The 15,326-nt window shown below is 33.3% G+C and carries 12 protein-coding genes; 7 read left to right on the top strand and 5 right to left on the bottom strand.

Features of this window, described 5'->3' with window-relative positions; all coding sequences use genetic code 11:
* Positions 1–225: 225 nt before the first annotated feature.
* From ACYUEW_RS05260 to ACYUEW_RS05250, 3 genes are all read right to left on the bottom strand, one after another.
* Entirely contained in the window at positions 226–2,445 is a 2,220-nt protein-coding gene (locus ACYUEW_RS05260) for a M6 family metalloprotease domain-containing protein (RefSeq protein WP_460276347.1), read from the bottom strand.
* Between the two features lie 20 nt (positions 2,446–2,465).
* Positions 2,466–3,461, bottom strand: a complete 996-nt coding sequence (locus ACYUEW_RS05255) for a leucine-rich repeat domain-containing protein (RefSeq protein ID WP_265203762.1) — start codon at positions 3,459–3,461, stop codon at positions 2,466–2,468.
* Between the two features lie 345 nt (positions 3,462–3,806).
* A complete protein-coding gene (locus tag ACYUEW_RS05250; protein ID WP_460276346.1) occupies positions 3,807–5,096 on the bottom strand; it encodes an L-cysteine desulfidase family protein in 1,290 nt (429 codons plus the stop codon).
* A 313-nt stretch (positions 5,097–5,409) separates the two neighbouring features.
* Here ACYUEW_RS05250 and ACYUEW_RS05245 point away from each other — a divergent pair, with 313 nt between their 5' ends.
* From ACYUEW_RS05245 to ACYUEW_RS05220, 6 genes are all read left to right on the top strand, one after another.
* A complete protein-coding gene (locus ACYUEW_RS05245; protein ID WP_460276345.1) occupies positions 5,410–6,579 on the top strand; it encodes a MalY/PatB family protein in 1,170 nt (389 codons plus the stop codon).
* Between the two features lie 21 nt (positions 6,580–6,600).
* A complete protein-coding gene (locus ACYUEW_RS05240; protein ID WP_080333527.1) occupies positions 6,601–7,896 on the top strand; it encodes a dicarboxylate/amino acid:cation symporter in 1,296 nt (431 codons plus the stop codon).
* Positions 7,897–7,940: 44 nt separating this feature from the next.
* Positions 7,941–8,195 carry a glutaredoxin gene (locus tag ACYUEW_RS05235; protein ID WP_003485715.1) on the top strand — a complete coding sequence of 85 codons (255 nt, stop codon included), beginning with the start codon at positions 7,941–7,943 and terminating at the stop codon, positions 8,193–8,195.
* A gap of 40 nt (positions 8,196–8,235) precedes the next feature.
* On the top strand, positions 8,236–8,604 hold the full coding sequence (locus tag ACYUEW_RS05230; RefSeq protein ID WP_043031959.1) for a RidA family protein: 369 nt from the start codon (positions 8,236–8,238) through the stop codon (positions 8,602–8,604).
* Positions 8,605–8,616: 12 nt separating this feature from the next.
* On the top strand, positions 8,617–8,871 hold the full coding sequence (locus ACYUEW_RS05225) for a glutaredoxin (RefSeq protein WP_003405252.1): 255 nt from the start codon (positions 8,617–8,619) through the stop codon (positions 8,869–8,871).
* 364 nt (positions 8,872–9,235) lie between these two features.
* Positions 9,236–11,323 carry a sigma-54 interaction domain-containing protein gene (locus tag ACYUEW_RS05220; protein WP_460276344.1) on the top strand — a complete coding sequence of 696 codons (2,088 nt, stop codon included), beginning with the start codon at positions 9,236–9,238 and terminating at the stop codon, positions 11,321–11,323.
* Positions 11,324–11,626: 303 nt separating this feature from the next.
* Here ACYUEW_RS05220 and ACYUEW_RS05215 read toward each other — a convergent pair whose 3' ends face one another.
* Both ACYUEW_RS05215 and ACYUEW_RS05210 read right to left on the bottom strand, forming a co-directional pair.
* A complete protein-coding gene (locus tag ACYUEW_RS05215; RefSeq protein WP_460276343.1) occupies positions 11,627–13,711 on the bottom strand; it encodes a M6 family metalloprotease domain-containing protein in 2,085 nt (694 codons plus the stop codon).
* A 21-nt stretch (positions 13,712–13,732) separates the two neighbouring features.
* Positions 13,733–14,731 (bottom strand): leucine-rich repeat domain-containing protein, encoded by a 999-nt coding sequence (locus ACYUEW_RS05210; protein WP_265203757.1) that lies wholly within the window; start codon positions 14,729–14,731, stop codon positions 13,733–13,735.
* Between the two features lie 361 nt (positions 14,732–15,092).
* On the opposite strand from ACYUEW_RS05210, the gene ACYUEW_RS05205 reads away from it, so the two are divergent.
* Positions 15,093–15,248 (top strand): BBE domain-containing protein, encoded by a 156-nt coding sequence (locus tag ACYUEW_RS05205; protein WP_021135334.1) that lies wholly within the window; start codon positions 15,093–15,095, stop codon positions 15,246–15,248.
* Positions 15,249–15,326 lie beyond the last annotated feature (78 nt).

The following is a 15,326-nucleotide window of genomic DNA, read 5'->3' as shown; positions in this document are numbered from 1 at the left end:
TTGATCATTATTAAGTAATTTTTAAGCATAGAAGATAAACCATAATAGAATAAAATTAAATATAGAGATGGGATTGATGTAATAATAGATATAGCAAAGACTTATTTATAATTGCTCAAAATTTATTTGCTTATGCTATAAAAAATGTAGGTAAATTTGTTTTTATACAAATTTACCTACTTACATATACTTAACACATCATTTAAAGTATTTTAATTTATAATATTAGTTTCTAACCTTTAAATGACCTTCTTTAATTAACATTTCATTTCCTTCAGAGTCTATTGCTACTATTTTGTAAGGATAGTCATAATTGTGCCAATTTGAAAAATATAAATCAAATTTAAATCCTGCTTTTGATAAATCATATCCAGCATATTTATTTTTGTAATCTCTTATTGCATATCTTTTTGCATCAACATATGGGTATCCGTTGACATATAATTTAACTGCTTTAATTTCTTTTCCATAAACACATTCACCGGTTAAAGTTCTAGCGCCATATAAAGCTTCATTATCTCCTAAGTTGAAATTACCTTTGAAAGGTAATTTCTTGCTGTTTCCCTGTTTTTTTACTCTTAAATAACCTTTTTTAATTGAAATCCTTTGTCCATCTTCTGTAGTTACCTTTATTTCGTATGGATAATTAGATTCATACCATCTTGAAAAGTCCATTGAAAATTTGAATGCAGCTTTGGATAAGTCATAACCTTTATATTTATTTCCTGGATCATTTAATTTGCTACGTTCAGCATCCATATATTTATATCCATTTATATATAATTCTATATTATTAATTTTCTTTCCATATACACATTCACCAATTATATTTTCAGTGTTTGATAATGTTTTGGTATCATCAAAATTCACTTGGTGCTTAAGTGGTAAGTTTTTATCAACAGTTTCACCACCAGCAGTTTGTCCATTTATAACAACATTAAAGTTAACAGTGTTACCTGATACATTAATATTTTCTAAACTTATTCCGCTATCACTTCCATCTGATAAGAATAATTCCTTTGAATTTATACTTGTTTTATTATAAGCTAAAGCTGCTTTAGATATATCTCCAACATTATTTAAACTTCCATTTGGTCTGTATACATATACTTCATCATTACCACTAGAATTACCTCTACCTTGAAATGCTGTATTAATTCTATAAACTAATAACCCTTCTCCAGGTAAATTCGATTCATATTGTCCTTCATTTTTTCTGTATTCTACTACAAAATATTCTTTGTTTGAATTTGGTGACTTTATAATATAACTGTTATTAGCTTCATTACCTATTTTACCTATTGAATATTTTCCTGGTTTATTTATTTCATTTATGTTATTAAGCCACTTACCGTAATTCATTTTCATGTATGCCCCCATGGATTGAGGAATAGATGCGGTTTGATCCATTACATCCCATGGTCCTACAGCAACTTTGCCATCATAATTATAGTGATAAAGATCCGGCGCTCCTAAGGTATGGAACATTTCATGGCTTAAAACTCCAATACCATTATCACCTATAAAATCTTCCAATTGGAAATTATAAGTATCTATTTTTTTACCATTTATTCTTACATCTTGGTAGAACATATTCCATTTATGAGGCCATAAAAGTGATGACCATCCAGTTGTTGCTCCTTTTATAATAAAGCATACATTATCAACTTTGCCATCATTATCTGAGTCCACATTTAAGTCCTTTGGAATTTCACTTTTGACAGAATCAACAGCATTTTTAAGTAAGGTTTGCTCTCTTGCTGCTCTTTCATTTTGTGGAACATTAGTATAATAACTTCTTGGGTGACTGTCAGTATAACTTAAAACTTTATCTCCATTAGGTTTAGGATAAAAAGTTGTATTAACATCTAGTTTGTTATATGATACTTCTTTGTAATAATTATTTAAAGATGCCTGATTTTTTGAATTAAATTGCCTATCATAGATAGAAAAATCTCTTGTTATTTCATCTTGATCGCTAAATTTTATAAAAATAACTATATTATTAAGTTGTCCAATATTTTTTGTTCTTTGCATTGGATTGTTTGCATTGAGCAATTCTCTTTGTTTTTCAATCTCATCCTTTGGAGCTTTAACATCTTTCATGTTAACTTTGCTATCAGAATCAATTTGTTTTAAAGTTTCAATATTGCTCTTTGTTACTCTTTCTCTAGATGGTTGTACTTTACTTTTTACATATTTTCCATAAACATAATAGCCCGTTTTTTCATCCTTAACTATAGCTCTTCCATTTGAATCGTGTAAATAGTTATAAAATTCATCTCCTGAGGCGTAACATTGAATAACTTGTCCATCAGGTTGAGTTAATTTTACTTCTGCATCCTTTATAGGCGCAGCACTAACCTTGGTTTGATTTGCTCCTATAATAGTAGATGAAGCAACTAAAATTGGTAAGACCAGTTTTGGTAAAAGATTTTTTTTCATTGTTTTTCCCCCTTTTTATTTTATATTGAGAAATCTGGTTCAACTAGATTTATATATATATCTTTTACTGGTTTATAATTGGATATATTATTTTTATCTAGTTTTAGAGATTTCAATTTTTTAAAATTACTTATAACTGATATATCTGATATTTTGTTGTTATCTAATGCTAAGTTCACTATTTCATTTTTATTTGAGAGTATAGAAACATTACTTATTTTATTGTTACTGGCCCAAAGACCTATAAGTTGTTCCATATTTTTTATCCCTTCTAGATCAGATATATTGTTATTACAGATATTAAGTTCTTTAATAGATTTCATATTTTTTAATTCTTTAATTGTATTAACTCTATTATCACTAATATCCAAATTAGTTAATTTAAGTAAACTGCACATTGGTTTTATATTTGTTATATTGTTGTTTGACATATAAAGCTCTTTTAAATTTGTTAAGTTTCCTATTCCTTCTAAGTTATTTATTTGATTATTGCTAATATCTAATCTTTTTAATTGTTTTAAGTTTTTAACTATTGATACATCATTTAATTTGCAATCTATAATTTCTAAATTCTCAAGGTTTTTTAATGTAGATATAATTTCTAAATCTTTTATATTACAGTGGACTATTTTTAAAGCTTTAATATTTTCTTTCCCTTTTAATTTATCTATATGTTCTATATCACTATCAATAATTTCTAATGAGGATATTTTATCTAAATTTTTTACATCATCTAAGTTTTTTGCATTATTATTTTTAATAACACTAGACATCTCATCTTCATTGATTTTTGAATCCTCATTTTCTCCATTTTTAGAGGTTTCTTTTTTATTCTTAGAATTATTTTTAGAATTGTTATTCTTTACATTGCTCCTAGATGAATTTTTTTCAGACTGAACTTTTTGTATATTGGTCTCAGTGTCATTTTTATTAGCTTTATTGTGATTGTAAATTAAAATTATAGATGTAATTATAATTAGACAAACTATTATTATAGAAATCTTTCTCTTTTTCACTTTTTTCACCCCCTTTTTTTCAAATTTTACTTTTTCTGTTTATTATCGCAATTATTGTTTGAAGCTTTACATAAAAAGTATAATTTTATATAAATTTATATTAATTATAAAAAATAAATTATTTAAATTCTTTTTCTATTTATGATAAATAATAGATAATTTTAATGATCAAGCTATTTTAGAATCGTAGATTATGCTATATAAAGTATAAGAAAGATTATCCTTGTAATTAAAATTTGATAGATTACTTAATAAAAATTTAGGCTTAATTAAATTGAAAGGAAAAAAGTACCCTGTAAGTTAACACAGCCTCTTTTCTGTGTTTATCTTACAGTGTACAGTTTACTATCTTTGGTCTTTATCTATCATGATAGATAGAATGGTTCGGTCTGTTTCAACCATGCCAGGATTGCTGACTTGTCCCATGTTTCGGATAACTTGTTCCGCTGTTACATCGCAGATTCCATCTGATGGCTGCAGCGCTACGTCAGACATAGCCAGATAAGCGCACATTAATGCTGCATTTGTTGCGGTAGCCAACTTTAAGGCACAGCCGATTTTTCCGCCGTCACAAATCATACCAGTTAAATTTCCACTCATGTTGATAATGGCATTGGCAATCTGGTGGTCATTTCCCCCCATCAGCCATACCATAGCTGCTGATGCTGCTGTAGCAGCGGATACGCCGCAGCCACAGGTGGCAGACAGCTTGCCTGTAAAAAGCTTGATATAGACGTTCAGAGTGTGTGAAAATGCCAGTGCTTTTACCAGCTGCTCTCTAGAGGAATTTAAGTAACGGGCCATTTCGGTTACGGGCAGAATAGCTGTGATTCCGTGATTGCCGCTACCGGCACTGCTCATGACGGCGTAGGGACAGCCGCTCATACGACCTTCAGCGCTACTAGCAACGCGGAGCATAGTTCGACTGAATAAATTATCTCCCATAATATCTGTGGTCATTTTTTCCTGTAGGGCAGAAGCGATGCCGATTCCAAGAGAATGATCCAGACCATAGTCCGCTAGCCTTTCATTCATATCAACGCCGTCTAATAGGAAGGAAAGCTCTTCTTCCTTGCACTCGTCAATCAACTTACGAATTTCAGCTATGCTCATAAGCTTCAGCTGCTGATGAAGGGAATCGTCAGAGTCGGCAGAGTATTCCTTCTGCAGAAGCATATCATTATTTCGTTTAGTAAAAATTATATTGGAATGGGTGCCACGGATTTCGCTGATGCCGATTCCGGCAGTGGTGATGATTTCCGCCCGTACGTATAACTGAGCTTCTTCATGATTAATTACTACTACAACCTGGCTGTTTTCTACAATTTTTATGGCTCTTTGGCTTAACTCTGGTGTGATGTCCTCTAAAAGCTCTAGCTTCTTCTCAGGATTTCCCATGACTGCTCCTAGTGAGGCTGCATATTTAAGGCCTACGCGGTCGAAGCCGGGGATACCTACAGACATTCCGTTTTTATAGATTCCAGGATTTACTTCTATTTTAATAGAAACAATTCCGCCTCCTATGGCATGATAGGCGTCTGCCGTAGCCAGGGCTACACAGACAGGTTCGGTACATCCGAGGGCAGGAACAACCTCCTGCTTTAATAAGGTTAATAAATTTTCTTTTGTTAGCATTAGAAAAATCTCCTTTCAGGCTTTGTTTTTTACTTTTTATATAGAGCAAAAAATATGCCAATTTTTAAATAAGAGAAAAAGAAGGGGATTAGAATCGGAAAGAAAGGTAAAATAATCACAGAATATGGTTAAAATGGTCATATAAAACATATTAACCATATATATGACCAAATAGACCAATTAAGATAAGCTGAGAAGGTGAAAAAATATAAAATTTGTTTAAAAATGCAAAAAAATTTTTTGGCATGGTTTTTGCTCATCATATTAGTATCAACTGTAAACAACGAGGACAGTAAGGAAAGGAAGATTTATTATGAAATATGATTTTGATGAAATCATTGACCGTAGCAATAATCGTGCTGCAAAGTATGATGAACGTGTGAAAAAATTCGGTACCAATGAAGTAATTCCTTTGTGGATTGCGGATATGGATTTCAGAATTGCTCAACCAATCATCGATGCTTGCAAAAGAAAAGCCGAGGAGGGCCTCTGGGGTTATACTTCCAGGCCAGACAGTTATTTTAAGGCTGTACAGGAATGGGAAAAAAAGCGGAATCAATGGGATGTTGATGTATCCCTGATGAGCTGGAGCTTAGGAGTTGTTCCTGCATTATCGGCTATTGTTAAAGTTTTCAGCCACACTGGCGACAAAATTTTGATTCAGACTCCGGTTTATTCAGAGTTTTATGATGTCACAGAAGCTTGGGGACGAGTAGTGGTAGAAAATCAGCTTATAGAAAAAAATGAAAAATGGCATGTTGATTTTGAGGAGTTTGAAAAAAAAGCAAAAGAGTGTAAGATTTTTCTTCTGTGTAATCCCCACAATCCCCTTGGCATTGTATGGGAGCCGGAGGAATTAAAACGCATGGTGGAAATCTGTATTGCAAATGATGTGCTTCTAGTGTCAGATGAAATACACTCAGATTTAATTTTCCATGGAAAGAAGCATACGCCTACAGCAACACTTTCCAAAGAAATTGCAAAAAAAATTATTACCTGTGTATCTGCAACTAAAACTTTCAACCTAGCAGGTCTTCAGGCTTCTACGACTATCTTTCCAAATGAGCAGATGAAACAGAAGTTCGACGATTTTTGGAAGAATATGGATATTCAAAGAAATAATGCTTTTAGCTCAGTAGCCATGGAAGCAGCTTACAATGAAGGCGAAGAGTGGCTAACACAGTTGCTTGCTTACATCTCAGAAAACTTTGATTTTATTAAGAAATATTTTGATGAAAACATTCCAAAAATCAAGCCTAATGTTCCAGATGCTACATATCTGGTCTGGCTGGACTGCCGAGAATTAGGCATGAGCAATGAAGAGCTCCGTGACTTCATGATTCATAAAGCTGGTTTAGGCTTAAATGAAGGATGCAGTTTTGGACGCAGTCTTTCCGGATACATGAGACTTAATGCAGCATGCCCGCGCTCTGTACTGGAACAGGCATTGAAACAGTTAAAAGAAGCAATGGATAAATTATAAAATACAAAAGCTAGGGTTTTTATGAAATGCTGGAAAGGAGAAAATATGGGGAAGAAGAAAATATGGGAGAGTTATCGATCTCCACTCATTTTGCTTGGGGGGATTATTACGGGAGCTATATTGGGTGTTGTTTTGGGGGAAAAGGCAACAGTATTTGAGCCTTTAGGAAATATTTTTATTAATTTAATGTTTACTATTGTAGTTCCCATGGTATTTGTTTCAATAGCAACTGCTGTAGGCAGTATGCTGAATATGAAACGTTTGGGTAAAATCTTGGGAAGTCTGATGCTGACCTTTGTGGTAACCGGATGTTTCGCGGCAGTGCTGGTTCTGGTAGTTGTCAATATCTGGTCGCCGGCAGCGAATACTGCAATTGCAATGGAAAGCGCAAAGGTGCAGGAGAGTGCAAGTATCAGCTCTATGATTGTAGGCTCTTTGACGGTTGACGATTTTTCTGGTCTTATGAGTCGTAAAAACATGTTGCCGATTATTGTATTTGCCATCATTTCCGGTTTGGCTGTATCTGCCTGCGGTGGGGAAGAAAGTGCTGTAGGTAAGTTATTAGAAAACCTGAATAGGGTTATTATGCGGATTGTGGAAATGATTATGAAGTTAGCTCCTATTGGATTGGGCGCTTATTTTGCAAATCTGATTGGTAAATTTGGTCCTCAGCTGATTGGGGATTATGGACGTACGATGCTGATTTATTATCCGATGTGTCTTGTTTATGGGATGGTTTTCTACCCGGCTTATACATATTTTGCTGGAGGAAGGCTGGGAGTAAGGAAAATGCTGCAGAATATTTTGGATCCTGCAGTTACTTCATTTGCCACACAAAGCTCTGTGGCTACCTTGCCCGTTAATATGAAAGCCTGTAAAAATATCGGAGTACCGGAGGATATCTCTAACATCGTTCTCCCTATGGGAGCTACCATGCATATGGACGGTTCCGTAATTTCGTCCATAACAAAGATCGCTTTTCTGTTCGGTGTGTTCAAAATGCCGTTTACAGGGATAGGAACCTATGCTATGGCTGTCCTGGTATCAATTTTAAGTGCATTTGTATTATCTGGTGCTCCAGGTGGCGGTCTGGTAGGAGAAATGCTGATTGTCAGTTTCTTTGGTTTTCCAGGTGAAGCGTTCCCATTAATCGCCACCATCGGATTTTTGGTGGACCCAGCAGCTACCTGCCTAAATTCGTCAGGTGATACTATTGCTTCCATGATTATTGCACGTTTTGTGGAAGGCAAGGATTGGCTGTTAAAGGGAGAGAAAAATAAAAAGGGAGAGAAAAATAAAATAGAAATTAGCTGTTAAAGAGAGAGAAAAAGAAAAAAATAAAAAGAAAGGAAGATGAATACATGAAAATTACTGTAATTGGAAGTCATCTTTGCCCAGATACCTTAGCTGCATTAAATAAGCTTTCTGCTGTTGGAGCAGATATTGATTTTAAGGATATACTGTCCTGCCATGCAGATTTAAAGGAATATTTAAAACTAAGAGATACTAATGCTCTTTACGAAGAAATCAAAGGAACAGAAAGCCTAGGAATTCCATGTTTTGTTTTAGAAAATAATGAACTGACCATGGATATCAAAAAGGTTATGGAGGACTAAAAAAGTCCTAGAATATATAAAAAGAAAGGAAGAAGAACATATGAAAATTATTGAAACAATAAAAGCCCCAGGAGCTATTGGACCATACTCTCAGGGATATGAAGTAAACGGTATTGTTTATACTTCCGGCCAGATACCGGTTAATCCGGAAAATGGAGAAATAGGGAAGGAAATTTCAGAACAAGCAAAACAAAGTTGCGAAAATGTGGGTGCCATTCTGGAAGCGGCAGGCACCGGATTTGAAAAAGTATTTAAAACCACCTGCTTTTTAGCGGATATGGGGGATTTTGCAGATTTTAATGAGGTTTATGCAAAATATTTCGTATCAAAGCCGGCCCGCAGTTGTATAGCAGTAAAGACCCTTCCGAAGGGTGTATTATGTGAAATTGAAGCAATTGCTGTAAAATAAGGAGGAAATAATATGAAAATTACTGTAATTGGAAGCCATCTTTGCCCAGATACCTTAGCTGCATTAAACAAGCTTTCTGCTGTTGAAGCAGATATTGATTTTAAGGATATTCTGTCTTGTCATGCAGATTTAAAGGAATATTTAAAACTAAGAGATACTAATGCTCTTTACGAAGAAATCAGAGGAACAGAAAGCCTAGGAATTCCATGTTTCGTTTTAGAAAATAATGAAATCACCATGGATATCAAAAAGGCTCTGGAGGGTTAAGAAAAAGACCTGGAAGACATATCAGGCCTGATACAGATACCTGACAGAGGGGAAGAAAAAGGATGCTGTATAAAAACGTTTGCAGCATCCTTTTGTCATATAAGGAGAATGGTATAAATTATACTATAGGAATGTAAAAAAATGATCATTTAAGAATGTACTAATTAGGTATGTGTATAGTATAATTACCAATATTTAAATTGGAGGTAATTATAATTCTAAATTATTTTTACAGTTTATTGACATGGGGTATGAGTACAAAACTACATTCTTAAATGATCAAAAAGTTACATTCTAATCTAATCTTGACATTTATACAAAATTGCATTCACTTATTCTTTAAGCTATAATAGATGTAGGTAATATGAGAAAATTATGGAGGAATCATGAAGGGATCATGAAAAAAACGATGTCTGTAGTGGCTTTGGATGCCAGAGCCGGAGAGTTTTATGCAAAAGAAATCAATGAGCTGTTTGGGGAATATGTGGAGATAGCATCCTACAATGTGAGTGACGGGTCTGCCGTGGGAACGTTGCCAAAGGCAGATTTATTTGTGATTTCAACAGATGCATATGGTTCAGCAGAAGAGGTGGCCCGTCATGTTCCTATAGACAGCCTTACCATGGGAATTGAAGTTTCCTACCGGTGGAGTACGTTGCAAAATCTTAGTATGATACCAAAGGGAACCCGAGCTCTTTTTGTAAATATGACAGATACCATGGCTCGAGAGGCTATTGCACAGCTGCAACAGCTGGGAGTAAACCATATTCGTTTTATTCCATTTTATCCAGGTGCTGTTTTGGAAGAGCCGGTGGATATGGCTGTAACGCCGGAGGAGGAGAGATATGTACCTCAGAGTGTAAATAAAGTTTTAAATATCGGACACCGTTCCTGTACCTCGGGAATGATGATTGAGATTGCCTTGCGTATGGGACTTGAACAGTTGTTAGAGACGAAAAAATTCCAAAATTATTTCCAAGCGATGGCAACGAATAATTACAGCTTTAATCAGATATATGCCCGTTCTAGAAGACTGGAAAGCCAATTTCATATTTTGATGGAAATATTGGATGAGGGACTGGTAGGCGTTAATGAAAAGGGGGAGATTTTTGCATGCAATAAGAAAGCCTGCCAGATTGCAAAAATTGCGGAAAATCTTGTCATTGGCAGGTGCGGGGAAAAAGTATTTCCCTATATTCCCTTTTACAGCGCCTTGAAGGATAAGAAAGAAATTCCGCCTAAAGTGATTAAGCTGGGTGGCGTAAACGTAAGTATTGAAGTTATACCGGTTCTGCGGCAGAAGAAATGCATTGGTGCATTTGCTACCCTGCAGGAATTTAGTGAGCTGGAATCCAAACAGAATGAGCTAAGAAGCCAGCTTCTAAAAAAGGGTTATTGTGCAAAGTACACCTTTAATGATGTAATCGGAGAGTCAGATTGTATCTGCCAGACAAAGGGGATTTTGAAACGGATGGCGGCTACCGAAAGTCCGGTTTTAATTGTAGGTGAAACAGGAACGGGAAAAGAACTGCTGGCTCATGCGGTGCATTGTGCATCTAAGCGAAGTAAAGGTCCTTTTATTGCCATTAATGTGGCAGCCATGCCGGAAAATCTTCTGGAAAGCGAGCTTTTTGGCTATGAAGAGGGTGCATTTACCGGGGCGAAGAAAGGCGGACGCCCTGGACTGTTTGAATTTGCCCATGGTGGTACCTTATTCCTCGATGAAGTAGAAGGTATGAGCCAGGCTATGCAGGTAAAGCTTCTGAGAGTTCTGCAGGAAGGCGAAGTCATGCGTGTAGGTGGCAGCAGAATCGTAAGCGTTGATGTTAGAATTGTTGCAGCAACCAATGAATCTTTGGAGCAGAAGGTGGAGGAAGGAAGCTTCCGAAAGGATCTGTATTATCGTCTGAATACTTTGACGGTTGTAGTACCGCTGTTACAGGAACGGGGAGAGGATGTCTTTCTTTTGATGGAGCATTTTAAAGAGGAGCTCCGGGGTGACTTTAAGTTATCGGAGGAAGTGAAAGACTTTCTGCGTCAGTATTCCTGGCCGGGAAATATCCGGGAACTGCATAACACAGTGGAATATTTTGTTTATACCGGGAAACAGGTGATTGATATGGATGATTTACCCCCTACTATTTTCCATGACCGGACATCCAGACCGGTGAGTGTGGAGAAGAAGGAGAGACTGCAGGAGGTGGTTTCGCCCTTCTGGTTTGTTCTGGAACAGCTTTATATGGCAGCAGAGAGGAATGAATTTATCGGAAGGGATAAGTTGCTGTTGAAGGCGAAGAAGCAGTATCTTCTATTGTCCCAAAAGGAGATTCGAGATATTTTAAAGGATATGGAGAAAAAAGGTTTTGTAAAAATCGGAAAAGGAAGAGGCGGTAGCAGAATTACCCTGGAGGGGAAGGAATACTGGCAGAGCCGGGATATTATGTGTCGTTGATGAAATTATTTTAGAATGCTATCATTAAAGAAAGGCGACGTTATTATTTGCTTAACTAATACATTGGTAAAACCATCCTTAAGCACTAGATAATGACTGAAAACAGGCTTTTAATGAGATGTGAGTCTTAAAGGGGATAAGCCTTTGGATAAATAGAGCAGTGCCAAGTTATAATATACTTAGCACTGCTTTCTTTCTATATGTCTTAAATTATAGTGATAAATAAGTTTTTTATTTATATTCTTTAAAACAATTAATTGGTGTTTTTATCTTAGAGCAGTGTGATTAATTATAAGTTTATATTTAATAAATTCTTGCCCAAAGAGCTGGTGTTTTTGATGGCTCCCAAGTAACTATGGCATTATGAGCTTGAAGGCATTTATATTTATAATTATTATAAGTTACTATATCGCCAGCTTTATAGCTTGTACCAGGTTTCCATTCCTTAATATCCTTATCTTCTGTACCGCCAGTTTGTTTTTTTACCTTTAAATAACCTTGTTTAATTGAAATTTTTTGTCCATCTTCAGTAGTTACTCTTATTTCGTATGGATAATCTCCATCAGAGAATTTTGAAAAGTCTACTGAAAATTTAAAGGCAGCTTTAGATAAGTCATAACCTTTATATTTATTTTCAGGATCATTTAGTCTACCACGTTCAGCATCCATATATTTAGAGCCATTTAAATATAATTCTATATTATTAATTTTCTTTCCATATACACATTCACCGCTTATATCTTCAGCTTTTGATAATGTTTTAGTATCGTTAAAGTTTACATTATATTTAAGTGGTAATTTTTCATCTCCAGTTTCGCCATTACCAGTTTGTCCATTTATAACAACATCAAAATTAGCAGTATCCCCCAATGTACTAATATTTTTTAAACTTATTCCACTATCTCTTCCATCTGATAAGAATAATTCTTTTGAATCTATGCTTGATCTATTATAGCCTAAAGGAGCTTTAATAAGATCTCCAATATTATTTAAACTTCCATTTGGTCTATATAAATATACTTCATCACCACCGATACCTGTACCACCAATATCAGCACCATCCATATTACCCTTGCCTGCAAAGGCTGTATTAATTCTATAAACTAATAATCCTTCTCCATGTAAATTTGAATCATATTTTCCTTCTCTTTTTCTGTATTCTACTACGAAATATTCTTTATCTGAATTTGGTGATTTTATTATATAACTATTATTAGCTTCATTACCTATCTTGTTTATTGAATATTTGCCTGGTTTATTTATTTCTTTTATATCATCAATCCATTTTCCATAGTTCATTTTCATGTAAGCGCCTGTTGATTGAGGGGTATGAGAAGTTGAAGCCATTATATCCCATGGCCCTACAGGATCGTTAGTGCATCTACTCTCTTGGTGATAATGATAAAGATCTGGTGCGCCTAATGTATGGAACATTTCATGGCTTAAAACTCCAACACCCTGAGTATTTAAATGATCTTCTAATTGGAAATTATAAGTATCTATTCTTTTATTATTTATTCTTACATCGTAGAACATATTCCATTTATGTGGCCATAAAAGTGATGACCATTCAGTTGTTGCTCCTTTTATAATAAAGCATACATTATCAACTTTACCATCATTATCTGAGTCTACATTTAAATCACTTGGAATTTGATTTCTAACAGATTCTACAGCATTTTTTAGCAAAGTTTGTTCTTTTGCTGCTCTTTGGTTTTCTGGAACATTAGTATAATAGCTTCTTGGATGACTGTCAGTATAACTTAAAATAGTATTTCCATTAGGTTTAGGGTAAAAAGTTGTATTAATATCTAGTTTGTCATAGGATATTTCTTTAAAATAATTATTTACAGATACTTGGTCTTTTGAATTAAATTCATTATCGTATTTGGACAAACTTGTTTTAAATTCATCTTGATCACTAAATTTTATAAAAATAACTATATTATTAAGTTTCCCAGTATTTGTTGTCCTTTGAGCTGGTTTGTCTGCATTGAGTAATTTTCTTCGTTCTTGTATTTTATCTTTTGGAAGTTTAACATCTTTCATATTAACTCTACTATCAGAATCAATTTGTTTTAAATTTTCAATATTAGCCTCTGTTACTCTTTCTCTGGATGGTTGTACCTCATCTTTCACATATTTTCCATAGACATAATAACCTGTTTTTTCATCTTTAAGGATAGCTCTTCCGTTTGAATCATGAAAATAGTTGTAGAATTCATCTCCTGATGCGTAACATTGAATAACTTGTCCATCAGGTTGAGTTAATTTTATTTCTGCATCCTTTATAGGTGCAGCACTGACTTTGGTATTATTTGCTCCTATAATAGTAGACGATGCAACTAAGATTGGTAAAACTAATTTGGGTAAAAGATTTTTTTTCATTATTTTTCCCCCTTTTTTATTTTATATTGAAAAATCTGGGTCAACTAGATTTTTATATATATCTTTTAATGGTTTATAACTTGATATATTATTTTTATCTAGTTTCAGAGATTTCAATTTTTTAAAATTAGTTATAGTTGATATGTCTGATATTTTATTATTATCTAGTGCTAAATTTACTATTTCATTTTTATCTGAAAGTATAGAAATATTATTTAGTTTATTATTACTAACCCAAAGACCTGTAATTTTGCTCATATTTTCTATTCCTTCTAAATTAGATATATTATTGTTGCATATATTGAGTTCTTTAATGGATTTCATATTTTTTAATTCTTTGATGCTAGTAATTTTATTATCACTAATATCTAAATTGGTTAGTTTAAGTAAGTTATGAATTGGTTTTAAATTTGCTATATTATTGTTTGCCATATAAAGTTCTTTTAAATTTGTTAGATTTTCTAATCCATTTAAACTACTTATTTCATTATTGCTAATATCTAATCTTTTTAATCTTTTTAAATCTTTAACTATGGATACATTACTTAATTTACAATCTACAATTTCTAAATTCTCAAGATTTTTTAATGTAGATACAACCTCTAAATCCTTTACATTGCAGTGAACTATTTTTAAAGTTTTAATATTATCTTTTCCTTTTAATTTATCTATTTTTTCTATAGAACTATCAACAATTTCTAATGAGGATATTTTATCTAAATTTTTTACATGGTCTAAGTTTTTTGAATTATTGTTTTTAATAATAGTAGGTGTTTCAGTCTCCTTAGATTCTGAATCATCATTTTTTCCCTCTTCTTCAAGGACTTCCTTATTACCAGAATTATTTTTAGAATTTTTATTATTTCTTACATTGTTTTGAGATGAATTTTTTTCAGACTGAACTTTTTGTATATTTGCCTCAGTAGGGGTAACTTTAGTTTTATTGTGATTATAAATTAAAACTGTAGATGTAATTATAATTAGACAAAATATGATTAAAAAAATTCTTTTCTTCTTCACTTTTTTCACCTCCGTTTTTGGAATTTTCTGCTATTTATTGTTAGTATACCAATTTTTTCTTGTTATTGCAATTATTTCTCAAAACTTTATATAAAGAGTATATTTTTATATAAAGGTATACTGATTACAAAAAATAAATTATTTAAATTCTTTTTCTATTTATGATAAATAATAGCTAATTTTAATAATTAAGCTATTTTAAAATCGTGAATTATACTATATAAAGTATAAGAAAGAAATTAGGATTTAAATAGATTACTTAATAGAAACTTAGGCTTAAATTGGAAGGAAAAAATATATAATAACGGCGATGCTTGTTTCACGGGTATGGTAACAATAAATGGAGGGCTAGGCACTCGTGATGACTATGCGAGTAATTATTAACTTATTTTCATATTGGACAAGGGCTTACTATGGTAGAAATTTTAATCTACTGACCCAAGTTAAGGGCAAATACGATTCTGAGAATATATTTAGATTCCCACAAAGTATACCGCCTGCAACTGAATGTGACTAAAAAATGGATAAGAGGAAATTTAATAGTCACCCAAATACAAAATGCTTGAAGAAATATATGTAAAATTGATAGGCTTTA

The organism is Clostridium sp. CTA-1 (genome assembly GCF_054768215.1).
This window is presented reverse-complemented; position numbering and strand designations above follow the sequence as displayed.